Source organism: Pseudomonas phytophila, assembly GCF_025643095.1.
GTDB lineage: Bacteria > Pseudomonadota > Gammaproteobacteria > Pseudomonadales > Pseudomonadaceae > Aquipseudomonas > Aquipseudomonas quasicaspiana.
In genome coordinates, this window is record NZ_CP081201.1 from 2,871,739 (window position 1) to 2,895,058 (window position 23,320).

The following is a 23,320-nucleotide window of genomic DNA, read 5'->3' on the forward strand; positions in this document are numbered from 1 at the left end:
CGTGCAGATTTTTTCACATTCGCGCGCGTTCAGGCGTCACCGACCCTGGCCGTAGATACCATTCAAAATCACCAGTTCAAGCACCGCCACGATAATGCACAGGCTCACGAACCCTGCGCTGAACACACGCTTGCGGTTTGATGAGCCATCCCCAAGCCAGGATACATCCACGAAAAAGCTGACTATTATCAGGCAAGCCAGTAGCGCCCGATTCCGGGTCTTTTTCGTAAATTCTCCGGGTTCCCATTGAGTCATCTATTCAGTCCGTTCCAGCTTTAGCCTGGCGCAGATTCTACACCGTCAACAGTACCGTCTGGATTTGCTAATTCTCACCGGACCTATAGTTAAAATAATGTCATTGGGCAACAGACCAATGGGTTAGCATCACGACAACCACATGGAATGTGATTCTCACATTGAACAGGACTACAAGATGTCCATCAAAGCCTTCGTCCCGCTGATGTTGATAGCTTCGATGAGTCAGGCCGCGCCGACCGTGAAGGTTTTCAACTGGACGGATTATTTCGCACCGGACACGTTGAAAAACTTTCAGAAAGAAACCGGTATTGCTGCCACTTATGACACTTACGAGCGTAACGAGAAGCTGGACGAAACACTGAAGGCAGGACATTCCGGTTACGACATCGTGGTGCCGTCGAGTCATTTCCTGGCTCGGCAGATTCAGCGTGGCGACCTGCAGAAGCTGGACAAGAGCCAATTGCCCAACTGGAAAAACCTCAATCCGGTTCTGCTGCAAGCCTTGGCTGGCGTTGATCCAGGTAATGCTTATGCGTTCCCCTATTTGTGGGGCACGACGGGAATTGGCTATAACGCCGCCCAGGTCGAAGCGGTATTGGGCAAAGACATACCCTTGAACTCCTGGGATTTGATCTTCAAGCCCGAGAACATGAAGAAGCTGGCTCAATGCGGCGTTGCATTCGTCGACAGTGCGGCCAGTGTATTGCCGATCGCACTCAACTATCTGGGAGAAGCACCCGACAGTGCAAATGCTGCGGATTACCCGAAAGCCAAAGCGGCGTTGCTTGCGATCAGGCCTTATGTGCGCTACTTCAACTCCACCGATTACATAACGGATCTGGCCAGCGGCAAGATTTGTGTGGCAGTGGGGTACTCCGGGGACGTCATGCTCGCGCAGCAACAGGCGCAAGAGGCAGGTAAAGGCGTTGGCATCCGCTACATGCTTCCCAGGGAAGGCTCGCCGATGTGGTTTGACATGATGGCCATCCCTGCAGACGCACCAAACCAGAAAGCCGCCTATGCCTTCATGAATTACATACTCGACCCCAAGGTGATCAGCGGCATTTCAAACTATTTGCATTACGCGAACGGTAACGAGAAGTCCGAGGCTCTGGTCGAGGCCTCCGTGCACAACGACATCGCCATCTATCCCGATGCAGATACGCTCAGCACGCTGTTCCCCCTGCAGGCAATACCTCCAGATATCGAAGCGCTAAGGGTGAGCGTGTGGGCGCAAGTTAAAGCAGGTCAGTGATCAATCAGATCAGTGTCTGTTCTGCCGCACCTGTTGCATCAACCAGTCCCGAAAAAGCAGTGCATGCTGCTTCTGGGATTTACGCTCGGGGCTGACTACCCAATACGATTCCCCCGAGCGTACGGGGTCGCCAAACGGCATATGAAGTTCGCCGCATTGCAATTCCCGTTCAACATAGTGGATGGGCACCACCGCAAGCCCCAGGCCGCTGACGGCGGCACTGATGAGCATCTCGCTCTGAGAAAACCGGACGCCCTGAATCAATCCCGTCCCCACACATCCCGACGCTCTTAGCCATTGCAGCCACAGGCTGGGCCGACTTGCGTTTTGCAGCGTTGGTACTTTGGAGAAATCCAGTTGGTCATGCCGTTCACCCGGAGCAATCAACTTGGGCGAGGCCACGACCACCAGTTCCTCGGCAAACAACTCCAGCGCTCTGGCTTCTTTCCAGGCACCCGTTCCACGCATGATCGCGATATCGAAACGGCAGGTCTTGAAGTCCACGTTGGCCTCGATCGGGTTGACCTCGACGGGGATCTCCGGTGCCTGGCGTACAAAGTCTTCAAGCCGTGGCGCGAGCCAGCGGGACACAAAGGTGGGATTCGCGCCGATCATCAACGAGGCATCCGCTTTGCGGCCGCGTACCAGGTCAATGGAGACTTCTTCGAGCCGGTTAAGCATCGGCACCACGTCCTGAACGTACTTGCTGCCCGCGTCCGTGAGGATCAGCCGGGAGCCCGAGCGCTCGAAAAGCCGGATACCGAGAAACTGTTCCAGGTTGGTGATCTGGCGGCTGATCCCGCTTTGTGTCACTGAAAGATCTTCAGCCGCCCGGGTGAAGTTCAGGTGCCGTGCCGAGGCCTCGAACGCCTGAAGCGCGGAGAGCGAGGGTAAAAATCGGCGCATAACGTTGATCCTGAGTGAAGGTGGCATGATTTTTAGTCATGGCGACCCCATTTTTCAAGGCTTCAGTTGTAAAACGCTTTATGTCATCAATATGTCGTACAAATCTGTCCCAGGTTTAAACACTCTGTCATGCACCATTCCCGGAGCATTGCGCGCATGTATGCAGGACGCGCAGGGATACAGAATGAATACGTAGCACTGAGCAGAAGTCATCTGCCAACAATAAGTCGAACAGCGCCGAGACTTAGTCAAACGCGCCGTCCAATCGACAATTGCGTCACCTGTCTTTTTTCGACTGCCAGTCAGATTTTCGCGAGATGATGAATTCACAACATCACAAATGGCCCAGAAAAAGGAACGCTTTGCATGATTACGCGCAGAAGATTCACCAAGCTTTTCGGGGCGACCGTCATTAGCGCGTCGACGGGACTGGTTTCATTGAGTGCCAAAGCAGACAGCTCACTTGAGCGCATTAAATCTTCAGGCGTCTTGCGTATTGGCTCCATTGCCGATGGCGCGCCTTACTATCAGAAAAGCTTGACTGGCGGCCCATGGCGCGGCTTTTACATCGATATCTGTCAAAAGCTTGCGGATGATCTGGGGGTGAAACTCTCGATTCTGGAAACCACCTGGGGGAACTCGGTGCTGGATCTGCAGGCCAGTAAAATCGATGTGTTCTTCGGCCTGAATCCCACGCCAGAGCGACAAAAAGTCATCGACTTTTCCGGTCCGGTGTTCAAGAACTCGTTCACGTTCATTGCCAAAAAGTCAGTCACGGCCAAGACCTGGGATGACTTCAACACTGCCGATATGCGCATCAGCGTCGATGCAGGTTCCTCTCACGACAGTGCAGTGACCCGACTCGCGCCGAACGCTGCGGTGTCTCGCCTCAAGACCGCCAGTGATGCCACGGCCGCGCTGCAATCCGGCCGTGTGGATGCACAGTGTCTGGTGATGGTTCTGGCGCTTGCCTTGCGCGCGAAGAATCCTGCGATCGGTCAATTGATTGTGCCGACCCCGGTGAACTCAACCACCTCCAATGCAGGCTTCCGTCGTGAGGAAGATACTTCCTGGCGCGAATTTGTTGATGCCTGGATCACCGAACATCGTGCCAATGGCTTCATCAAGGACGCGATCATGCGCAACATGGAACTGGTCAAAGTCACCCCGAAAGACTTCCCGGAAGGCTTCGAAATCTGATCACCCCTGGTTGCTGATGGGCCGCTTTCAAGCCTGTGTTTTTTGATGTGTTAGGTGACGTGGGGTTTTGACATGTACGAGTGGGATTTTTCCGCACTCTGGGAATATCGCTGGCTGCTGCTTGAAGGCCTTGGCCTGACAGTGTCCTTTACCGCTGCCATCGTTGTGGGCGGACTGGTTATTGGGCTGCTGGCGGCGATGGGGCTGCTGTCTCGTTTTGCGCTGGTGCGGGCTTTTGCACTGATGTTCACAGAAGTCTTTCGCTGCACGCCGGTGCTGGTGCAACTGATCTGGTTCTATTACGCGCTGCCGATTTTGGCGGGTGTCGAGATGACGCCGATCACCGCTTCGTTGCTGGCCTTGTCCTGTTATGGCGGTGCGTTCTACGCCGAGATCATTCGTGGCGGTATCGTTTCCATTGAGGCAGGCCAGCGCGAGGCGGGCGGTGCGTTGGGCATGACGCCGATGCTGACCATGCGACGGATCATTCTGCCCCAGGCAATCAGGCGCATGGTGCCTGCGCTGATGAACCAGTCGATCATGCAATTCAAAAACACCTCGCTGGTGTCGGTCCTGGCCGTACCCGACCTGGTGTATCAAGGGCAGATGATTGCCCATGACAGTTTTCGCCCGCTTGAGACCTACTCGGCGGTGGCCGTGGCCTACTTTGTGATCCTGTTTCCGCTCACCCTGATCGTGCGCTATCGCGAGAAGAAACACGGAGCCCTTCAATGATGTCCGCGAAACCGAAGATCGAAATCACCTCGCTGCGCAAGAGTTTCGGTGCGCTGGAAGTGTTGAAGAACATCAACTTCAAGGTTGAAGAGGGCGGCGTTGTCTCGTTGATCGGTCCTTCCGGTTCCGGCAAGTCGACGCTCCTTCGCTCCATCAATCTGTTGGTTGAACCTGATGCAGGTGAAATCCGCGTGGGGGATACCACGTTCCTTTTCGGTCAGGGCCGCCGCCCGCCCGGCACTAAAGAACTTGCGGCTTTTCGGGCGAGAACCGGCATGGTCTTCCAGAACTTCAACCTGTTTCCGCACATGAGCGTGCTGGAAAACGTGATGGAAGCGCCGGTCCACGTGCGTCGGCTGAGCAAGAGCGTGGCCCGGGATCTGGCCATGGCGCAGTTGGAGAAAGTCGGTCTGGCTGACCGTGCTCAGCAAATGCCCAAAACGCTGTCCGGCGGCCAGATGCAGCGCGTAGCCATTGCACGAGCTTTGGCGATGGAACCTGAAGTGATGCTGTTCGATGAAGCCACTTCGGCACTGGACCCTGAATTGGTAGGCGAGGTGCTGAGCACCATTCAGCAGTTGGCGGCGGATGGCATGACCATGGTGATCGTCACTCATGAGATCGCCTTTGCCCGTGAAGTGGCTGATCGTGTGGTGTTCATGCGTGACGGCTATGTGATCGAGGAAGGTCCTGCGCGGGAGACCATCGACAACCCGCGTGAAGACGCCACGCGTAACTTCCTCAACCATTTCCATAAAGGTAGCGGCGCCCGTTGAACCGGGCCTGACCGATTTCAACAGACATTAATCGTGCCCAGTCTCTGATTGTTCAGGCTGCGCGGCGGGCGGAGGAGTCATGACCATGACAAATGAAAGCATTCAACGACTTCGGGTCTTCTTGATTGAAAGCCCGATCAAAATGGCGCGGCTTCAGGGCGTGGGCAATGTCAAAGGCAGCGTGAAACGGGTGCTGGTGGAGCTGACCTCGACCTCCGGCATCGTCGGCTGGGGAGAGGCTGCGCCCTGGGAGGTATTTACCGGTACCGCAGAAGGCGCGTTCGCCGCCATCGACACCTATCTTCGGCCGTTGGTGATTGGCGCAAATATCCGCTCGATTCGGGCTACCACCCTGGCAATGGATACTGCGCTGGTGGGCCACGGCGAAGCCAAACTCGCCATTGAAACCGCGATGTTCGACATCCTCGGCAAGTCCTGCGGTTTGTCCATTGCTGACCTGCTGGGCGGCAGGGTGCGCGACAGCATTCCACTGTCGTTCTCGATTGCCGACCCTGACTTTGATGCCGACATGGAGCGCATGCGTGCGATGGTTCCGGCCGGCAATCGCATCTTCAAGGTCAAGACCGGAGTCAAATCCCATGCTGAAGACATGGCCCATCTGGAGGCCATGCGCAACGAATTCGGCAATTCGATTGATCTGCGCCTCGACTACAACCAGGCGCTGGCACCCTTTGGTGCGATCAGCATCCTGCGTGATGTTGACCAATTCCGTCCGACGTTCATTGAACAGCCGGTCCCCCGTAATTGCCTTGCTGCAATGGCGTCCTTTGCCGATGCCCTGGACACGCCGATTCTGGCCGATGAGAGCTGTTTTGACGCGCGCGATCTGATGGAAATTATTCGTCTCGGCGCGGCCGATGCGATCTCGGTCAAACTGATGAAAGCCGGGGGGATTCTCAAGGCGCAAGGCATCATGGCCATCGCCGATACCGTGCATATCCCGGCCTACGGCGGCACCTTGTGGGAGGGCGGTATTGCGCTGGCTGCGGGCACCCAGTTCATCGCCGCGACGCCTGGTATGTCGCTGGGCTGCGAGTTCTACATGCCGCATCACGTGTTGACCGAAGACGTACTGGAAGAGCGTATTCCCAACCGTGACGGTGCTGTGATCGTACCGACCGGGCCGGGTTTGGGCATCTCTGTCACTGAAGCATCGCTGCGCGGCAATGCACGCATTCTGGCTGAACGATGAGTAGCGCATCCGGTATGAAACAGCACACGGCAACAACGCCCCGGCACATCGTGGTGATTGGCGGCGGCATTGTCGGTGCGTGTACCGCGCTGGCGCTGCTGAAGGATGGCCATCGCGTGACGATATTGGAGCCCAATGATCCTGGTGGTGAGCACGCTGCAAGTTATGGCAATGGTGCGTTTATCAGCCCGGCGTCGATCATTCCGATGTCCATGCCTGGGCTCTGGAAAAAGGTCCCCGGTTTTCTGCTCGATCCTCTGGGCCCGTTCACAATTCGCTGGCAGTACCTGCTGAAGCTCGCGCCCTGGTTGATTCGCTTCGTCAAGGCGGGCGCAACGCCTGCAAAGGCCGCCCGGACTGCCGGTATTCTTTCTACCTTGTTGTCTGATGCGCCCGCTCGGCATCTGGCGCTTGCCACGGCATGCGGCGTGCCTGAGCTCATTCGTCAGGACGGTTTGCTCTACGTTTACCCGGATCGTGATGCCTTTCTTCTGGAAGCATTCTCGTGGCAGCTAAGGCGCGACAATGGCATTCAGTGGTGGGAACTGGACGCCGATGCCCTGCATGAGTTCGAGCCTGCCCTGAGTCGCCGCTATACCTTCGGCGTGTTGCTCGAAAGTGGCGGGCATTGCCTCGATCCGGGGGCTTATGTGCGCGGCCTGGTGGACAGTTTCATGTCTCAGGGCGGCGAGCTGATCCAGGTGCGGGCCGAGGGATTCAACATCAGCAACGCTCGACTGCAAAGCGTGGTTACCGACAAGGGATCTGTCGTCTGCGATGGAGCTGTGATCACCGCCGGTATTCATTCCAAAGCGCTTGCAAAGGGTGTGGGCGACCGGGTTTCTCTGGAAAGCGAGCGCGGTTACCACGTGCAAATCGCTCAGCCTGCCAGCGGCCCGCGCATTCCGGTCATGCCGTCTGACGGCAAGATGGCCAACACCATGACCAGCAGTGGGTTGCGTGCTTCTGGTCAGGTGGAATTGGCCGGTGTCGGATACCCGCCAGACTGGAAACGTGCAGACATCCTGTTGCACCACTTGCTGAAGACTTACCCCGAGCTTGGCGATGATCCCTCGCAATTGAACATTTCCCGCTGGCAGGGCAATCGTCCCTCAACGCCCGATGGGCTTCCTGTCATCACTAAAGCGAAGGCCACGCCTGACGTCGTGCATGCCTTCGGTCATGGCCATGTCGGCCTTGCTTCGGCGCCCATGACGGCTGAAATCGTCGCCAGTCTTTTTGCCGGTGAGTCTACGCCCATCGATATCACGCCGTTCTCGGCCTCGCGCTTCTGATTCGAGGAGTGCGTAGATGCCGCTGGAGGCAAACGGCATAAGCTTATGTTTATACGGTTCTTCAATAGTTTTCGTAAATTATTATAATTAAATGGAATTTAAAAAGCGTCGCTCATGCTTTCTGAAATGAGCGACGCCTCTTCCAAAGGCGAAGGATTCCATGACCCTACGAAAACTCATCCTCGCAGCAGGCTTGATGCTTGCGGCGGTCACCGCGCATGCCGAACAGACTATCAATATCGGCTACCAGCGTTCTTCCACGTTGTGGATCCTGCTCAAGGAAAATGGCCAACTGGAGGAGCGCCTCAAGCCTTTGGGTTTCAACGTCAACTGGCATGAATTCAGCAGCGGTCTGCTCAGTGCATTGAACGCTGGCGCGGTGGATTTGCACGCTGATGTGGCTGATGCCTTTGCGCTGTTTACCCAGGCAGCGGATGCGCCGTTGACCTATTACGCACGTGAAGCGGCCTCGCCGAGCGCGCAGGCAATTATCGTCGCGAAGGATTCGCCGATCAAAAGCGTGGCAGACCTCAAGGGTAAAACCGTGGCGGTTTCCAAGGGGTCGGGCAGTCACTTCCTGCTGATCTCTGCGCTTAAACAGGCCGGACTGACCCTCAACGACATCACGCCGCGCTATCTGGAAGCGCCGGATGGCGTCGCCGCGTTTGCCAGTGGCAAGGTTGATGCCTGGGCCATCTGGGACCCGTTCCTGGCCACCCAGCAACGCGAGCATCAGGTGCGCATCATCGCTGACGGCAGTCAGGGGCTGGCCAATTACAACCGTTTCTATCTGGCCAACACCAGCTTTGCCAAGGCGCACCCCGAGGTCTTGCAGGTGGTGATCGATACCCTGCGCGAGTCCGGCAAGTGGGTTAAATCCCATCCGCAGGATGCAGCGAAGATCCTTGCGCCGGTGTGGGGCAACATCCCGGTCGAAACCGTAGAGCTGGCCAACAGCCGCCGCAGCTACGACATCGTCCCCGTCAAACTGGATGAGCTGGCCGAACAACAGCGCATTGCTGACACCTATTACGGCGCAAAGCTGATCCCCAAGCCGCTGAAGATTTCCGGCATCACTGTCTGGGCACCTGAAAGCAAATAACCTCAGGCCCGACCCCTTCGACTGGAGTTGCACATGAGCCGTCAAATTCACCTGTCCGCGTTTCTGCTCACCGGACCGGTCATTCACAGTCATGCCGTCTGGCGACATCCGGAGACGGTCGGGAGCTACCTCGACCCTGAGTATTACGCCCGCACGGCGCGCGTGGTGGAGGAGGGGTTGTTCGATTTTCTGTTTTTCGCTGACCGCCTTGCGGTCGGTGATCAAATGGGCGGATCCCGGGACGTGGCGTTGCGTTACGGGGCTCAGGACGCGACGCGTCTGGACCCGTTGCCGATCCTCTCTTATCTGGTCGGTCAGACTCGCAAACTGGGGTTGGGCGCGACACGTTCGACCACATACTACGAGCCAGCGCATATCGCCCGTGAGTTTGCGACGCTGGATCACCTGTCCAACGGTCGCGCCGCCTGGAACATCGTCACCTCGATGAACGACAGTGAAGGGCGTCTGTTCGGCAAGGACAAACACCTCGAACACGATCTGCGTTACGACCGCGCCGATGAGTTCGTCGAAGTGGCGCTCAAGCTCTGGCGCAGTTGGGAGCGGGACGCGCTGAAGCTGGACCGCGAAACCGGAGTGCTGGCTGATCCATCGAAGATTCATCCGGTTCAACATTACGGCGACTGGTTCAAGGTCGAGGGACCGTTGAACATTCCCCGCACCCCGCAGGGTCGGCCGGTACTGATCCAGGCCGGTTCTTCGGGGCGTGGCCGGCGTTTCGGTGCGCGCTGGGCCGAAGCGATCTTCACCATTCACCCGCACCTGAAAGCCATGCAGGCGTTTCGTGAAGACGTGCGGGCGCAAGTGGTGCAACAAGGGCGTCCGGCAGACAGCTGCAAAGTGTTGACGGCAGTGATGCCGTTCATTGGTGGCAGCGAAGCCGAGGCCCGGGCCAAACGTGACAAGCACAATGCATTGGCTCGCCCTGAACTGGGCCTGGTAACGCTGGCCTCACAACTGAATGTGGACCTGTCGCCATTCCCGTTGTCAGCGACCCTGGCAGATATTGCCCGCTCGCCGCTGATTCATCCGGCGGCTGCCGAGAAACTGCTGATGCAGGGCGCTGATACGACGCTGGAAGAGCTCGGGCGGATCTTCGCAAGCAGTGTTCGCGTGCCGCAACTGGTGGGCACCGGTGCGCAGATAGCGGAGCAACTCGCGGATATTTTCCTGGCGGGCGGTAGCGACGGGTTTGTCATTTCCCCTGCCTATCTGCCGGGTTCGTTCAGCGAATTCGTCGAAAGTGTAATCCCGCATCTGCAGCGCAAAGGGTTGTTCCGCAGGGCGTATGAAGGTTCGACGTTAAGGGAGCATCTTGGCCTTGAAGCAATACCAGAGAGTTGAGCGCTTTTTACTCTGCTGAAAGAGATATGGCTAATACCCGAACGCCCCCCGTGCTAGAGCCGTCCTATGGAACAGCTCGGTCTCTGTGGGAGATTCTATGTTCGCCTGCAAGCGTTGATCCCGGTGGGAGCGAATTCATTCGCGAAGAGGCCGGTGAATGCGCAGCCTTTGTATCGACAAAAATAACGCCTTCCCGAATGAATTCGGTCCCACCGGTCCTGCATGAGCTTGAGATGTTACCAACTTGAGAGCGAGGCTTGCCCGCTATACAGGCGCTTCGGTCCGTCAGGCACACCGCGTTATCGTTCTTCGCGGGCAAGCCCGGCTCCCACAGGATTACGCAGATCTATGTGGGAGCGAGGCTTGCCCGCGATAAGGGCGCTTTGGTCCGTCAGGCACACCGCGTTATCGTTCTTCGCGGGCAAGCCCGGCTCTCACAGGATTACGCAGATCTATGTGGGAGCGAGGCTTGCCCGCGATAAGAGCGACGCGGTCCGAAGTGAACCGCGTCCATACTGACTAGCTTCGACCAACACGCCCGGCCAACAAGAAAACTACCAGCGCAACCAGCGGCAGACCGGCTCCCAGCCACACGACCCCGTGCCAGCCACCCTGCTCATACAGGCTGCTGGCCAGCGCTGAGCCAATAGCACCGCCGATGAAGATGCTGGTCATGTACAGCGCGTTCAACCGACCACGGCTGGCCGGGTCCAGAGCGTAGATCGCGCGTTGTCCCAGCACCATGTTCATCTGCACTGCAAAGTCGAGCAGTACTCCGGTGACCGCCAGGCCAATCACGCTGTAACCCGGTTGACTCAGACCCACCAGAAACGCAACTGGCGCCATGATCATCGCGATCAAGGATGCGCGCCGGGTATGCCCGGCATCGGCCAGACGCCCGGCGACAGGTGCGGCAACCGCACCTATGGCACCCACCAGTGCAAACAGCGCGATCTGGGTCTGCGACAGTCCGAACGTGCGCGACAACTCGATCGGCGCTGCCGTCCAGAACAGGCTGAACGCAGCAAACAGAAGGCCCTGATACAACGCCCGTTGACGCAACACCGAATACTTGCGCAGCAATGTGAGCAACGAACCCAGCAGTTGCCCGTAAGACGCCTTGTGATCAGGTGTGCGTTTGGGAATGGTAAGAGCCAGTACCAGAATGATCGCCAGCATCATCACCGACGCGGTCATGAACACCGCACGCCAGCCGAGGTGGTCGGCTATCAGGCTTGACAGCGGCCGGGCCAGCAAAATGCCCAGCAGCAGGCCGCCCATGATATTGCCGACGACCTGACCGCGGGTTTCTTCCGGCGCCAGGTGCGCCGCCAGCGGTATCAGCATTTGCACCGACACCGAACTGAAGCCGATCAGCAGGGAAATCATCAGGAACCCGCTGGCGTGTTCGCTGAACGCCGCAGCCAGCAGGCTGGCCGTCGCCACGATGGCAGTGCCGATCATCAGCTTGCGGTTTTCCAGCAAGTCAGCCAGCGGTACCAGAAATAACAGGCCAAGGGCATAACCGATCTGGGTCAGCGATACGATCAGGCTGGCGCTGTGGGCCGACAACCCTATTTCAGGAGCAATCAGCTCGACGATGGGCTGGGCATAGTAGATGTTGGCGACGATGGCGCCACAGCAAAACGCAAACAACAGCACCAGGCCGCGGGTCAGGGTGTTTTGCGGTGCTTGAGCGGGGGAAGCTGTGGAGGAGGTCATAATCTTTGGCTCATGTTCAGTCTGAAGAATATCGGCCCGTCACGGCGGGCGTATGGAGCGAAGGTCTGCACGACAGGCCTGATGATGTTCAATTCTATGAAGATCGACAACATCATAAGCGCACCGAAGAACACGTTTCACGGTAAATGCTACAGCCATACTTATAGCGATTGGTTACTATGATAGCGATTGAAGTAAAAGTTCATGTCATTTACTTGCATGATTGTGCTTAGTCGCCGCCCGAAGTTTATCGGGTGAATCTCCTGCCTATCCTTATAGATAGTATCGGTGGAACTAATTAGCTGCTTAGATATCCTGAGACTCCCGCGATAAATCATGAAATTGATCACGATCTATCCCCGGGCCAGATACTTACCGACATACGACGGACAGTGTGAATAACGATGATCAGTCTCGGTCAAGCCAGTGTCTCTCTTGAACTCAGAGAAGTCTTCAGATGTGGCGTGCCGCTGCGGGTGGGCACGCGGGCGTTCGATATTCTGGAACTGTTGATTACCTGTCCGGGACGTCTGGTCAGCAAGGACGAGATTCTGCGGCGCGTCTGGCCCGATACCGTCGTTGAAGAAAATAATCTGCAGGTGCATGTCTCTGCATTGCGCAAGGCACTGGGTGAAGATCGCGATCTGATCCGGACCATTCCGGGGCGCGGCTACATGCTGGTGGGGGGCGAGGGCGAATCTGCTCTGGCAGTCGCTGATTATGACAACCCGCTGACGGTCGGCTCCTCCGGGAGCGCGATGCCACGCAAACACGATCTTCCCCATAACGTCCCGTTGATTGGGCGGCAAGCCGCACTGGAAGACGTCTGCGAAGCGTTGCTGAGCGATGCGCTGGTGAGCCTCGTGGGATCAGGGGGGATAGGCAAGACGTCCCTGGCAGTCGCTGCTGCCCACTATCTGTCCCTGACCGATAGCCTGCATGTCTGCTTCGTACCGCTGGCGCACATTACCTGCCCTGAAAACATTGTCGAGTCTCTGGCATCTGCCCTGGATCTGGTCGTGTTACCGGGAAGGTCGCCGATTGAGGCGATTGTCGAATGCCTTGATCAGCAGAATCGTCTGGTCATCCTGGATAACTGTGAGCACCTGATCGATGCAATAGCGGCGGTCAGTGAGCATCTAATGCGCCGTTGTCCGTCGCTGCGGATTCTGATCACCAGTCGCGAACCACTGCGCATTGGCGGCGAACGAATGCTCAACGTCGCCCCGTTGGACATCCCGGAGCAGGATGCCGATCGTCAACAAGTGCTGCAAAGCAGTTCAGCACAATTGTTCATGACACGCTTGCGGGCGCTGGACCCTTATTTCCCGGCAGAAAACATGGAAAGTCTGGACGAACAAAGTGTGGAGTTGATCGCACAGGTCTGCCGTCATCTGGATGGCATCCCGCTGGCGCTGGAGATGGCGGCCGCCCGCGCTGCCACGCTGGGACTGTTCGAATTGCTGCAAAGCCTGCAACATGGACCGCACCTCTTGTCCGGCGGTCTGCGCAGTGCCCCTGATCGTCATCAGTCGCTGGTGGCATCGGTAGAGTGGAGCTATGGTTTGCTGAGCCCGGACGAGCGCAACGTACTGAAACGTCTGGGTCGTTTCGAAGACCGTTTTACCCTCGCTCAGGCCTGTGAAAGGGCGCAGTCCCTGGCGCTGCCTCAAGGCAGGGTCATGGACTGCATCGTCAGTCTGGCGCAAAAGTCTCTGTTGCTGATTACCGCCGAAGGGCCTTTCCGGTTTTACCGGTTATTGAGGGCAACCCGGAGCTGGCTGGTGGAGGCAATCAGTGAGCTGGCGGGTGATAACGGTTCAACGCAGGGCATTCGCCAGCACAATCAGCATTCTGTGCGCCCGGCATCCATGGCGTCTGTCGCGACGTTGCGAGCAGTAGGGGGCGGCCTGCACGACTCCGATTATTTTCACCTCAACCACCAACGAATTCTGGCGACAAGCCAGTAGCACGAAGCTTCGGAAAATCTGTATATGAGCGCTACACCCAAGGTTTATGTGGTCGATGATGAGTGCACGATCCGCACGTCGTTGGCTCGCCTGCTGCATTCTGCGGACATCGACACCGAATGCTTTGCCAGCGCCCAGGCGTTTCTTGAGCAGTCTTTTGAAGATCAACCGACGTGCCTGCTGCTGGACGTCAATCTTGCGGCCTCCAGTGGTTTTGATGTGCAGGAGGAGTTGCTCCGTCGCGGCCATCGCTTCCCGATCATATTCATGACCGGCTTTGGCACCATCCCGATGTCGGTCAAGGCTATTAAAGCCGGCGCCCACGAGTTTTTGACCAAGCCCTTTGAGCCGGATCATTTACTGATGGTGGTGCGCCAAGCCCTTGAACACGATGAAAGCGAGCTGGCGGGTCGGCTGCATGTCGAAAGCGTCAGGCGCCGGTTCGAAACCCTGACGCCCCGTGAGCGTGAAGTCATGACGTTGTTGGTGACGGGCAAAATGAATAAACAGATTGCCGGGGATCTGGGGACCAGTGAAATAACGGTGAAAGTTCATAAACGGCACATTATGACAAAAATGAAAGCACGAACTTTGATTGATCTGGTCAAGATGCATGAACAATCAACTCCGGTCAGTTGATATAAAACAGCACATTTATACATAGCGTCAGGCGCGCTCTTTTGTGGGAGGGCGTAAAGTCTGTTTCTATTACTTTCACTGCCATGAAGTTGAGCTTATGATCCTCATTTGCGTTGTTGATGACGACGCTTCCGTACGTAATGGTCTTGGCAATCTTCTCAAGTCTTTGGGCTATGCTTGCGTGGGCTTTGCTTCGGGTGAAGCGTTTCTGGCTTCTTCGGCAAGTGATGACGCGGATTGCGTATTTCTCGACTTGATCATGAAGGGCATGCAGGGGCTGGAAGTTCTTCGGCAGTTGAAAGCCGCGGGCAAACCCGTCGCCGTTTTCTGCATGTCCGCTCAGGATGACGAGGGAACCATCCGCCGAACACTCGACGCTGGTGCACTGGGTTTTTTGCGCAAACCGTTCTCCGAGGAGGCGTTGCTCGATTCGATAAAGCGGGCACTGGAACGCCCGTAAGGGGCCTTTATGAGCAGCATCCAGGCAGAGCTGATCTCCGGTCTTCAGGCAAGGGCTGAGCATCAGGCCGAAGGCTGCACGCCTGAATGGCTGGCGCTTCTGTCATGGGACCTGCTGTTCGTCGATGGCGAGATTGATCGTTACCGGGTTCATGTGCAGGGCTGCTACCGACAGTGGCTGGTTTTCCGTTCGTCAGTGCGCAAGGTGGAGAGCAGCAGGCGTCGTATCGAGCATGAATACGCGTTAGCCTCCCGCCTTGAGCCGTCCTGGGCACTGGTTCCCCAGGCTCTGTTGCAGACGGCGGAAGGTCCGCTGTGGGTATGCGACGATCCTGGTGGCCAGACGCTGCATGAACTGGCTGACGGGAAAATTTCCATTGATCGCTTCCTGCGCCTTGCGTCAGGCGCAGCGCGCTCCCTTGGGATGGCTCATGGCAAGGGTCTGCTGCATCGGGATATCAAACCGAGCAATCTGCTTCAGGATGCCCAAGGCACTGTTCGTCTGACGGGGTTTGGCGTCAGTGTCGAGACCGGATCCTGCATGCCCACGGACATTTGCGATTCCATCTGCGGCACCCTGGCGTATATGTCTCCTGAACAGGCGGGACGGGGCGGGCAGCAGGCCGACCAGCGCAGCGATCTTTATGCTTTGGGCATGACGTTCTATGAGCTGCTGACCGGCAGATTGCCCTTCGAGGCAGACGATGCGGTTGAATGGGTCTATTGCCACGTGGCCCGCCAGCCTTTGTCACCGCGGCATTTTCGGGACTCGATTCCCGTACCGTTGGCTCAAATGATTCTGCAACTGATTGCCAAGAATCCCGAAGATCGCTATCAGACGGCTTGTCGCCTGGAGGCTGACTTGCGCAAGTGCCTGAACGAGTGGAGTCAGTTCCAGCACTTGTCCGCTTTTGACGAGACCGTAAAAGATCGTCGATGCCGGGGCGTTGAGCCGGAATTCTTGCTGACGAGGCGGGCGGAGTATCAGGCTCGGGGTGCTGCATTCAAACGGGTCACTGAAGGGATTTATACCTCCGCGCATGGCCATTTTCTCAGTGGCTGTGATTGCTACCAGCCATGTGGGTGCCTGGGCCAGGTCGCCGGGCTGGAAGCGCGGAGCGGAATTCTGCGCGCGCAGGCCTCGCTGTCGAGGCCCTCGATCAGTATTTCCATGGGGCAGGAAGCGCTGGATCTGGTGTCGGTCATGAAGGCCTCTCAGGCGCTGTCCGAAGAGATCGTGCTGGAGCGACTGATCGGTATTCTGCTGACCAATACGATCGTTCACGCCGGTGCCCAGCATGCCCTGTTACTGCTGATCAAAGACGAAGTACCGCAGGTCCGTGCCCGCGGGCAGGCGCACGAGTCCGGCATCGCCACCGAGCTCTCGGAGACAACACCCACCGCGCGGCATTTGCCCTTGTCGATGTTGTACACGGTCATAAGAACCCGGCAACTGATCGTGCTGGACGACGCCATGCATTCACATGTCTTTGCCGCAGATGAGTACTTCAATGAGCATCAGGTGCGCTCAATACTGTGTTTGCCCCTTATCAAACAAGGCCAGGTAGTGGGCGTGCTTTACCTGGAAAACAATCTGGCGCCTGGGGTGTTTACTTTCAGGCGCACGGCGGTCCTTGAACTGCTCGCCGGTCAGGCCGCGATCTCGCTGGAAAACGCTCGTCTGTATGCTGAATTGACGGAAGAGAACACGCGTCGCAAAGAGATCGAAGCGGCGCTGCGCACCAGCAAGGCGACGCTGGCATTGGGGCAACGTATCAGCCAGTCGGGGAGTTTTCGCTGGGATCCGGGCACCGATGAGGCGCAATGGTCCGACGAGCTGTTTGCGGTCTGGGGCCTGCCGGTGACGGCGGTTGCACCTTCACTGCCGGTGCTGGAAAAGATGATTCACCCGGAAGATCTGCAAGCCTTTTCATCAATGCTGTCTCGGGCTCTGCGACATTCCAGTGCCTTTGAACACACCTTCCGTATCTTCAGGCCCGATGGGACGCTTCGTTATATCGAACTGCTGGGAGAGCCGGACGGCGAGCAGTTTTTCGTGGGTGTGGTCAGTGATGTGACCGAGCGCAAAACCACTGAAACGTCCTTGCGCACTGCCCGTGCCGAGCTGGGGAGGGTTTCTCAGGCAACCACCATGGGCGAGTTGGCGGCGTCCATTGCGCATGAAATCAACCAGCCGCTGGCTTCGATTGTCTCCAACGCCAGTGCCAGTTTGCGCTGGCTCAACCGTGATGTGCCGGTAGTCGAGGAGGCGCTCGCCGGGCTTAGGGATATCGTCAACGACGGCAAGCGCGCTGCCGACATCGTGCGCGCACTTCAATCGCTGGCCAGACAGACGCCGCTCAACCGTGAACCGTTGTACATCACGGATGTGATTCAGCAGGTGGTGTTGCTGACCGCCAGTGAGATCGAGCAGCGCCATGTATTGCTTTACAGGGAAGTCAGCGAGCCACAACTGACCGTGGAAGGTGATGCTGTGCAGTTGCAGCAGGTGATTCTGAATCTGATCATGAATGCAGTGGACGCCATGAGCGACCTTCATGACCGGCCGCGTCGTCTGGCGATCACGTGCAATACGGTGGCTGATGAGTATGTGGTGGTCAGTGTTCAGGACAATGGTTACGGGATTGATCCTGAACATGTTGAACGGGTCTTCGATGCGTTTTTCACGACCAAGGAAAAGGGCATGGGAATGGGCCTGGCGATCTGCAGATCGATCATTGATGCTCATGGGGGGATGCTGCAGGCGTTTTCCGGACGGTCGAGCGGGGCGGTGTTTGTGTTCACGTTGCCAGTGGTTGCAGGGGCGTTGTCAGGTAGGGCAGTTAGACCTTAGCGCCTATATCGCGGGCAAGCCCAGCTCCCACAGGTGGAACGCGGTCCCATGTGGGAGCTGGGCTTGCCCGCGATATAGGCGATGCAGAACCAGCATGCAGGTCGCAAAATCCAGGAACAGATGTTGACTGCTGCGCGGATTAACCTGCGCTTCAGAACGTTTAATGTTTTGCAAAGGACTTTAAGGATCGCCATCACCAGACTCGATACCTGCCATACACCTCTGAGCAGGAGAGTCTGTAATGAATGCGTTCAGCCCTTTGTCCACGCTTCATGTCGATCAAGCCGCCGTCACTCAGGTTCCATCTTTCGACACCTTGTCGTCCGCTGTAGAAGAACTGATGAAGTCCGCATCGGTTGGCGACACACGTGAAGCGAATCTGCAATTGCTGGAGCGCAGCGTTACAACGCCGGGCATTGACCCTTTGGCTTACCGGCTGATTTGCTCGCTGTTGCCTGCCTTGCGTGATCGTCAGGCTGATCATGACGATTCAGTAGAGCGCGCGATGCTGGTGCTGTGCTCGCATTTGTCTAGCCGCTTTGAAACGCCTGAAGCCGTGGTGCCCAAGCGTTGCGAGAAAGTCGCGTTGTCGCCGTGGCAGGAGCGTCGTGCCAAGGAAATGATGTCCAGCCATATGGATCGCGGGCTGTCCATTGCCCAGATCGCCACCGAATGCTCGTTGTCACGCAGCCATTTCTCTCGGGCGTTCAAGAAGAACACCGGCTTTTCGCCCCGTGACTGGTTCCTGCAGGTTCGCCTGGACAAGGCCAAGGGGTTGCTGACCGAGACCAGCATTTCGATTTCGCGCATCAGCCTCGATTGCGGTTTTGCCGATCAGTCGCATTTCACCCGGGTGTTTACCCGTGTTGTAGGCCAGACGCCGTTCAGCTGGAGACGCTCGCTGTCGACCGAAGCACGGCGGGCGGGGTGACTTCCAGCGACGCTCACCTCAATGATTTGGAATGCAATCTCCTTGTGGGAGCGGTGCTTGCCCGCGATGCAGACGATGTGATCTGACAGGTAAACCCAGTCGCTCTTATCGCGGGCAAGCACCGCTCCCACAGGGAAATCGCATTCCACACAAGTATGTGTTCGCTGCGTGAACATAACCGTCGTCGACTCAAAAGCACAAACCTACAAGGCGAAGCGCTGATAACCGTGCTTACTTGAATGAAGGACAAGCCTCTCGGGCTTTTCATCTCTTCAGTTCCGGACATTCCCCATGAATCGCAATGATCTGCGCCGAGTCGACCTCAACTTGCTGGTGATCTTTGAGGCGCTGATGTTCGAGCGCAACCTGACCCGGGTTGCTGAAAAACTGTTCATGGGCCAGCCTGCCGTCAGCGCCGCTCTTTCGCGGTTGCGCGATCTGTTCGACGATCCCTTGCTGCTGCGCAGTGGTCGCGGTATGGAGCCGACGGCAAGGGCGCTGGATATCCTCAAGGAAATTCAGCCTGCGCTGGATACCATCTCTGGCGCAGTCAGCCGCGCCAAGGATTTCGACCCCGCCACCAGCTCTGATGTGTTCCGTATCGGGCTGTCGGATGACGCCGAGTTTGGCCTGTTGCCACCCTTGCTCCATCAACTCCGGGAAGAGGCGCCGGGCATCATCGTGGTGGTTCGCCGCGCCAACTATCTATTGATGCCAGCACTGCTCGCCTCAGGCGAAATCTCGGTAGGCGTCAGCTACACCACCGATCTACCGGCCAACGCCAAACGCAAAAAGCTGCGTGATATTCACTGCAAGGTGTTGCGTGGCGATTCTCGGCCGGGCGCGTTAACCCTTGATGATTATTGCGCGCGGCCGCATGCGATGGTGTCGTTCTCGGGCGACCTGTCCGGCAACATCGATCTGGACCTGGCCAAAGTCGGGCGGACCCGCAAAGTCGTGCTCGGTGTACCGCAATTCAATGGCCTGCGGGCGTTGCTGGCGGGTACTGAATTGATCGCAACCGTGCCTGATTACGCGGCCTGTGCGCTGGTGGAAGGTTGCACGCTGCGCGCAGATGATCCGCCGTTTCCGATTGTTGCTGCCGAGTTGTCGATGGTCTGGAGCGGGGTGCATGACAACGATCCCGCGGAGCGCTGGCTCCGTTCGCGCATCAGTCAGCACATGGCCAAGACGCCTGACGTGATTTGAGGTGTCCCAGTGTCCATCTGTCGCGAAGCAAACATTAGACCTGTAGGAGCTGCCGAAGGCTGCGATCGCGGTGTATCAGGAGAAATGCTTCGCAGCCTTCGGCAGCTCCTACAGAAAAATGCATTTCAACCCATTAATTTGCATTTTGTGTGATGAAGCCGAGCTTGGTCTGGTCGCACAAGGTGCGGCGCTAGTCCTGGGTTTACGGCTGTCGAAAAAAACCAGCCGTGCTTTTGCGCACGACTGATCCATGAAAGCACAAGCATTCAATTACCGCTCGCTTCAACGCTGCACTATCGAATCCAGAGTTGGCCAGTACACGGAGATTCCCTGTCCTGGCCATTCCCAATTTCGTGGGTGCGTGATGAATCATTCGACAGTTGAAAACCTATCCCTTGAAGACCGGGTCCGCGATCTCGGTCTGCTGTTCCTCAGGCTAAGCGCCGCGGCTTTTCTTCTGGTCGTTCATGGCCTGCCAAAACTCCTCGATTTCAACCATCAACTGACGCTCATCGAAGACCCGTTCCACTTGGGCGCGCAGTTGACCCTGATCCTCGCAATCTTTGCCGAAGTCCTGTGCCCGCTGCTGATTGCTGCTGGGATCTTGGTGCGCCTTGCATGCCTGCCCATTCTGTTTCTGTTGCTGGTCGCACTGCTTGCCGTTCACCCGGAATGGACGCTGGAGCAGGGCCAGTTTGGCTGGTTGCTGTTGATCATTTTTACAACTGTGTTGATTGCAGGGCCGGGACGGCTCGCGCTCAACACACGTTTCAACGGAGCGGTGCGTTATGTCTGATTCAAACTCCTTGGTCGACGAAGCGGTGATGGTCAACCATCCGACATTCAATGAAGTTGTGACGCTGGTGATCAAGCACCGCATCCGCGCCGGTATGGAAGCGGATTACGAAGCCTGGCTAAGGCGCATCGTAGGTATTGCCGGCAGCTATCCGGGGCACTTGGGCGTGGATGTGATCCGCAGCAAGTTGGGTGGGCTGCATCTGTTCACCTGTGTTCTGCGCTTTCACTCTACTGACGCCATGCAGCGCTGGCTGGATTCGGAGCAGCGCAGCCAGTTGGTTGAGGAGGCCCGCCCAATGCTCGCCGACGGCGACCAGACCGAAGTTAATCCCCATAACGAATTCTGGTTCACGCCTGCCTCCGAGGCTTCCGCACCGCAGCCGCCGCGCTGGAAGCAGGCGTGTGTGACGTTTCTGGTCATTTGCCCGCTGACACTGCTCATTCCTCTGCTCTGGGGGCCGGTGTTCGCGTTGAGTCCGCTGCTCGCCAACTACGTGGTGAGTACCGCCCTGGTCACGGTGACCATCGTCCTGCTGGTCTGTTACGTGATGATGCCTGCCGCAACCCGGCTGTTCGCACCCTGGCTGAATGCCGCGCAGAAACAGCCCTCCGTGGAGTGACGCCATGAGCAATGACGACAAGGACACCGATCAGGAACGCCGCCGCTTTCTGGCCAAAGGCACGTTGCTCAGTGCCGCGGCGGCCATCCTTCCGTCTTTTCCCTTCGCTGGCTATGCCGGTGCCTCTCAAAAATCTGTCGAAGGAACCGCGATGAACGTCGAACTGATTCTCTACAACGGCCAACTGCATACTGTCGACCGTGAAAAACCAAAGGCCAGCGCGGTCGCCATCAGCGGCGGACGCTTTGTGGCAGTGGGCACCGATGCAGAAGTCATGGCGCTGCGTGGCAGTGCGACCCAGGTCATCGACCTGCAAAAGCGCACGGTGATTCCGGGTCTCAACGACTCCCACTTGCACCTGATCCGTGGCGGCCTGAACTACAACCTCGAACTGCGCTGGGAAGGCGTGCCGTCACTGGCTGATGCGCTGCGCATGCTCAAGGACCAGGCCGACCGCACTCCGACGCCGCAGTGGGTGCGGGTCGTGGGTGGCTGGAACGAATTCCAGTTTGCTGAAAAGCGCATGCCGACGCTTGAAGAGCTTAATCAGGCGGCTCCGGATACCCCGGTGTTCGTTCTGCACTTGTACGACCGTGCCTTGCTCAACCGCGCCGCGCTGCGTGTCGCCGGGTACACCCGCAACACGCCGAACCCACCGGGTGGCGAGATTGTCCGGGATTCCAATGGTGATCCAACCGGCATGCTGGTCGCCAAGCCCAACGCGATGATTCTCTACTCGACGCTGGCCAAGGGGCCGAAGCTGCCGCTGGAGTATCAAGTCAACTCGACGCGTCAGTTCATGCGAGAGCTGAACCGGCTGGGTGTGACCAGTGCCATCGACGCGGGCGGTGGTTTCCAGAACTACCCGGATGATTACGCAGTGATCGAACAGTTGGCTCGCGAGAAGCACCTCACCGTGCGTATCGCATACAACCTGTTCACCCAGAAGCCGAAAGAAGAGCTGGCCGATTTCAAGAACTGGACCAGTTCGGTCAAGTTGCATCAGGGCGATGACTTCCTGCGCCACAACGGCGCGGGTGAAATGCTCGCTTTTTCCGCGGCGGACTTCGAGGACTTCCTCGAACCGCGTCCAGACTTGCCCGCAGGCATGGAGCAGGATCTGGAACCGGTGGTACGCCATTTGGTTGAACATCGCTGGCCGTTCCGGTTGCACGCGACTTATGACGAGTCCATCTCACGCATGCTCGACGTGTTCGAGAAGGTCAATCGCGAGATTCCGTTCAACAACCTGCCGTGGTTCTTCGACCATTGCGAAACCATCAGCCCGAAAAACATCGAGCGGGTTCGCGCCTTGAATGGCGGCATCGCGATTCAGGACCGTATGGCCTTTCAGGGCGAATACTTCGTCGAGCGCTACGGCGCAAAGGCTGCCGAATATACGCCGCCGATCAAACGCATGCTGGCCGAGGGTGTGCCGGTGGGCGCGGGGACCGATGCGACCCGGGTTTCCAGCTACAACCCGTGGACTTCGCTGTACTGGATGGTCAGTGGGCGCACGGTCGGAGGTCTCGAGTTGTATCCGGAAGGATTGTCTCGCGACACCGCACTGGAGTTGTTTACCCATGGCAGCGCCTGGTTCTCATCCGAGCAGGGCAAGAAGGGCATGATCAAAGTCGGCCAACTGGCTGACTTGGTGGCCCTGTCCGCAGACTACTTCAGCGTCGATGAAGAGTCGATCAAGTGGATCGAGTCGGTGCTGACCGTGGTGGACGGCAAGGTGGTGTACGGCAGCGGCGATTTCGAGAAGCTCGCGCCACCGCAGGTTCCGGTGCTGCCGGACTGGTCGCCGGTGGTCAAGGTGCCGGGTCACTGGCGTCCGAATTCGCCGTTAGTGGCTCAGATTCACCAGTGCAGCGGCCCTTGCGTCGTGCACTCCCACAGCCATGAGCGCGCACGTATGTCCAGCGTACCGGTCAGCGATTTCCAGGGTTTCTGGGGCGCGTTCGGCTGTTCATGTTTCGCATTCTGATCATCTGCCATCACGGCGATGACGTT

Annotated in this window: 19 protein-coding genes; 17 read left to right on the forward strand and 2 right to left on the reverse strand. The window is 57.6% G+C overall.

Annotated features, from left to right (window positions below; genetic code table 11):
- The first annotated feature begins 433 nt into the window (after positions 1 to 433).
- Positions 434 to 1,513: a polyamine ABC transporter substrate-binding protein gene (locus K3169_RS12900; RefSeq protein ID WP_263271834.1), complete on the forward strand. Its 1,080-nt coding sequence runs from the start codon at positions 434 to 436 to the stop codon at positions 1,511 to 1,513.
- A 9-nt stretch (positions 1,514 to 1,522) separates the two neighbouring features.
- Here the strand turns inward: K3169_RS12900 and K3169_RS12905 are convergent, their stop codons facing one another.
- On the reverse strand, positions 1,523 to 2,419 hold the full coding sequence (locus K3169_RS12905) for a LysR substrate-binding domain-containing protein (protein WP_263271835.1): 897 nt from the start codon (positions 2,417 to 2,419) through the stop codon (positions 1,523 to 1,525).
- 366 nt (positions 2,420 to 2,785) lie between these two features.
- On the opposite strand from K3169_RS12905, the gene K3169_RS12910 reads away from it, so the two are divergent.
- From K3169_RS12910 to K3169_RS12940, 7 genes are all read left to right on the forward strand, one after another.
- Positions 2,786 to 3,619, forward strand: a complete 834-nt coding sequence (locus K3169_RS12910; RefSeq protein ID WP_027898701.1) for a transporter substrate-binding domain-containing protein — start codon at positions 2,786 to 2,788, stop codon at positions 3,617 to 3,619.
- Between the two features lie 72 nt (positions 3,620 to 3,691).
- Positions 3,692 to 4,354 carry an amino acid ABC transporter permease gene (locus K3169_RS12915; protein ID WP_099268716.1) on the forward strand — a complete coding sequence of 221 codons (663 nt, stop codon included), beginning with the start codon at positions 3,692 to 3,694 and terminating at the stop codon, positions 4,352 to 4,354.
- Positions 4,351 to 5,130 (forward strand): amino acid ABC transporter ATP-binding protein, encoded by a 780-nt coding sequence (locus tag K3169_RS12920; RefSeq protein ID WP_221041133.1) that lies wholly within the window; start codon positions 4,351 to 4,353, stop codon positions 5,128 to 5,130. Before K3169_RS12915 ends, K3169_RS12920 begins: the two co-directional genes overlap by 4 nt.
- A 79-nt stretch (positions 5,131 to 5,209) precedes the next feature.
- Positions 5,210 to 6,343 carry an enolase C-terminal domain-like protein gene (locus tag K3169_RS12925; protein ID WP_200866040.1) on the forward strand — a complete coding sequence of 378 codons (1,134 nt, stop codon included), beginning with the start codon at positions 5,210 to 5,212 and terminating at the stop codon, positions 6,341 to 6,343.
- A complete protein-coding gene (locus K3169_RS12930) occupies positions 6,340 to 7,638 on the forward strand; it encodes an NAD(P)/FAD-dependent oxidoreductase (protein ID WP_263271841.1) in 1,299 nt (432 codons plus the stop codon). The genes K3169_RS12925 and K3169_RS12930 overlap by 4 nt, the downstream gene beginning before the upstream one ends.
- A 160-nt stretch (positions 7,639 to 7,798) precedes the next feature.
- Positions 7,799 to 8,740 (forward strand): aliphatic sulfonate ABC transporter substrate-binding protein, encoded by a 942-nt coding sequence (locus tag K3169_RS12935; protein WP_263271842.1) that lies wholly within the window; start codon positions 7,799 to 7,801, stop codon positions 8,738 to 8,740.
- A 33-nt stretch (positions 8,741 to 8,773) separates the two neighbouring features.
- On the forward strand, positions 8,774 to 10,102 hold the full coding sequence (locus K3169_RS12940) for an LLM class flavin-dependent oxidoreductase (RefSeq protein WP_263271843.1): 1,329 nt from the start codon (positions 8,774 to 8,776) through the stop codon (positions 10,100 to 10,102).
- 519 nt (positions 10,103 to 10,621) lie between these two features.
- On the opposite strand, the gene K3169_RS12945 is transcribed toward K3169_RS12940, so the two are convergent.
- On the reverse strand, positions 10,622 to 11,824 hold the full coding sequence (locus tag K3169_RS12945) for an MFS transporter (RefSeq protein WP_263271844.1): 1,203 nt from the start codon (positions 11,822 to 11,824) through the stop codon (positions 10,622 to 10,624).
- A gap of 404 nt (positions 11,825 to 12,228) precedes the next feature.
- Here K3169_RS12945 and K3169_RS12950 point away from each other — a divergent pair, with 404 nt between their 5' ends.
- From K3169_RS12950 to K3169_RS12990, 9 genes are all read left to right on the forward strand, one after another.
- Positions 12,229 to 13,794, forward strand: coding sequence for an ATP-binding protein (locus K3169_RS12950; protein ID WP_231667120.1), 1,566 nt, complete (start codon positions 12,229 to 12,231; stop codon positions 13,792 to 13,794).
- 24 nt (positions 13,795 to 13,818) lie between these two features.
- A complete protein-coding gene (locus K3169_RS12955; protein WP_099268723.1) occupies positions 13,819 to 14,433 on the forward strand; it encodes a response regulator transcription factor in 615 nt (204 codons plus the stop codon).
- A gap of 97 nt (positions 14,434 to 14,530) precedes the next feature.
- Complete coding sequence (locus K3169_RS12960) at positions 14,531 to 14,893, forward strand: response regulator transcription factor (RefSeq protein ID WP_099268724.1); 363 nt, start codon at positions 14,531 to 14,533, stop codon at positions 14,891 to 14,893.
- A gap of 9 nt (positions 14,894 to 14,902) precedes the next feature.
- Complete coding sequence (locus K3169_RS12965; RefSeq protein ID WP_263271846.1) at positions 14,903 to 17,746, forward strand: ATP-binding protein; 2,844 nt, start codon at positions 14,903 to 14,905, stop codon at positions 17,744 to 17,746.
- Between the two features lie 241 nt (positions 17,747 to 17,987).
- Positions 17,988 to 18,677, forward strand: a complete 690-nt coding sequence (locus tag K3169_RS12970) for a helix-turn-helix domain-containing protein (protein ID WP_263271847.1) — start codon at positions 17,988 to 17,990, stop codon at positions 18,675 to 18,677.
- Positions 18,678 to 18,968: 291 nt separating this feature from the next.
- A complete protein-coding gene (locus tag K3169_RS12975) occupies positions 18,969 to 19,886 on the forward strand; it encodes a LysR family transcriptional regulator (protein WP_231674788.1) in 918 nt (305 codons plus the stop codon).
- A 364-nt stretch (positions 19,887 to 20,250) separates the two neighbouring features.
- Complete coding sequence (locus K3169_RS12980; RefSeq protein ID WP_027900465.1) at positions 20,251 to 20,682, forward strand: DoxX family protein; 432 nt, start codon at positions 20,251 to 20,253, stop codon at positions 20,680 to 20,682.
- Positions 20,675 to 21,304 carry an antibiotic biosynthesis monooxygenase gene (locus K3169_RS12985; RefSeq protein WP_263271848.1) on the forward strand — a complete coding sequence of 210 codons (630 nt, stop codon included), beginning with the start codon at positions 20,675 to 20,677 and terminating at the stop codon, positions 21,302 to 21,304. Before K3169_RS12980 ends, K3169_RS12985 begins: the two co-directional genes overlap by 8 nt.
- A gap of 151 nt (positions 21,305 to 21,455) precedes the next feature.
- On the forward strand, positions 21,456 to 23,294 hold the full coding sequence (locus K3169_RS12990) for an amidohydrolase (protein WP_099268951.1): 1,839 nt from the start codon (positions 21,456 to 21,458) through the stop codon (positions 23,292 to 23,294).
- The last annotated feature ends 26 nt before the right edge of the window (positions 23,295 to 23,320 follow it).

Bases quoted from the DNA above. Each gene is read 5' to 3' on its own strand.
- K3169_RS12925 (WP_200866040.1), top strand. From the start codon at position 5,210: ATGACCATGACAAATGAAAGCATTCAACGACTTCGGGTCTTCTTGATT.
- K3169_RS12950 (WP_231667120.1), top strand. From the start codon at position 12,229: ATGATCAGTCTCGGTCAAGCCAGTGTCTCTCTTGAACTCAGAGAAGTC.
- K3169_RS12910 (WP_027898701.1), top strand. From the start codon at position 2,786: ATGATTACGCGCAGAAGATTCACCAAGCTTTTCGGGGCGACCGTCATT.
- K3169_RS12920 (WP_221041133.1), top strand. From the start codon at position 4,351: ATGATGTCCGCGAAACCGAAGATCGAAATCACCTCGCTGCGCAAGAGT.
- K3169_RS12900 (WP_263271834.1), top strand. From the start codon at position 434: ATGTCCATCAAAGCCTTCGTCCCGCTGATGTTGATAGCTTCGATGAGT.
- K3169_RS12945 (WP_263271844.1), bottom strand. From the start codon at position 11,824: ATGACCTCCTCCACAGCTTCCCCCGCTCAAGCACCGCAAAACACCCTG.
- K3169_RS12970 (WP_263271847.1), top strand. From the start codon at position 17,988: ATGAATGCGTTCAGCCCTTTGTCCACGCTTCATGTCGATCAAGCCGCC.
- K3169_RS12990 (WP_099268951.1), top strand. From the start codon at position 21,456: ATGAACGTCGAACTGATTCTCTACAACGGCCAACTGCATACTGTCGAC.
- K3169_RS12930 (WP_263271841.1), top strand. From the start codon at position 6,340: ATGAGTAGCGCATCCGGTATGAAACAGCACACGGCAACAACGCCCCGG.
- K3169_RS12965 (WP_263271846.1), top strand. From the start codon at position 14,903: ATGAGCAGCATCCAGGCAGAGCTGATCTCCGGTCTTCAGGCAAGGGCT.
- K3169_RS12955 (WP_099268723.1), top strand. From the start codon at position 13,819: ATGAGCGCTACACCCAAGGTTTATGTGGTCGATGATGAGTGCACGATC.
- K3169_RS12940 (WP_263271843.1), top strand. From the start codon at position 8,774: ATGAGCCGTCAAATTCACCTGTCCGCGTTTCTGCTCACCGGACCGGTC.
- K3169_RS12985 (WP_263271848.1), top strand. From the start codon at position 20,675: ATGTCTGATTCAAACTCCTTGGTCGACGAAGCGGTGATGGTCAACCAT.
- K3169_RS12905 (WP_263271835.1), bottom strand. From the start codon at position 2,419: ATGCGCCGATTTTTACCCTCGCTCTCCGCGCTTCAGGCGTTCGAGGCC.
- K3169_RS12915 (WP_099268716.1), top strand. From the start codon at position 3,692: ATGTACGAGTGGGATTTTTCCGCACTCTGGGAATATCGCTGGCTGCTG.
- K3169_RS12975 (WP_231674788.1), top strand. From the start codon at position 18,969: ATGAATCGCAATGATCTGCGCCGAGTCGACCTCAACTTGCTGGTGATC.
- K3169_RS12980 (WP_027900465.1), top strand. From the start codon at position 20,251: ATGAATCATTCGACAGTTGAAAACCTATCCCTTGAAGACCGGGTCCGC.
- K3169_RS12935 (WP_263271842.1), top strand. From the start codon at position 7,799: ATGACCCTACGAAAACTCATCCTCGCAGCAGGCTTGATGCTTGCGGCG.
- K3169_RS12960 (WP_099268724.1), top strand. From the start codon at position 14,531: ATGATCCTCATTTGCGTTGTTGATGACGACGCTTCCGTACGTAATGGT.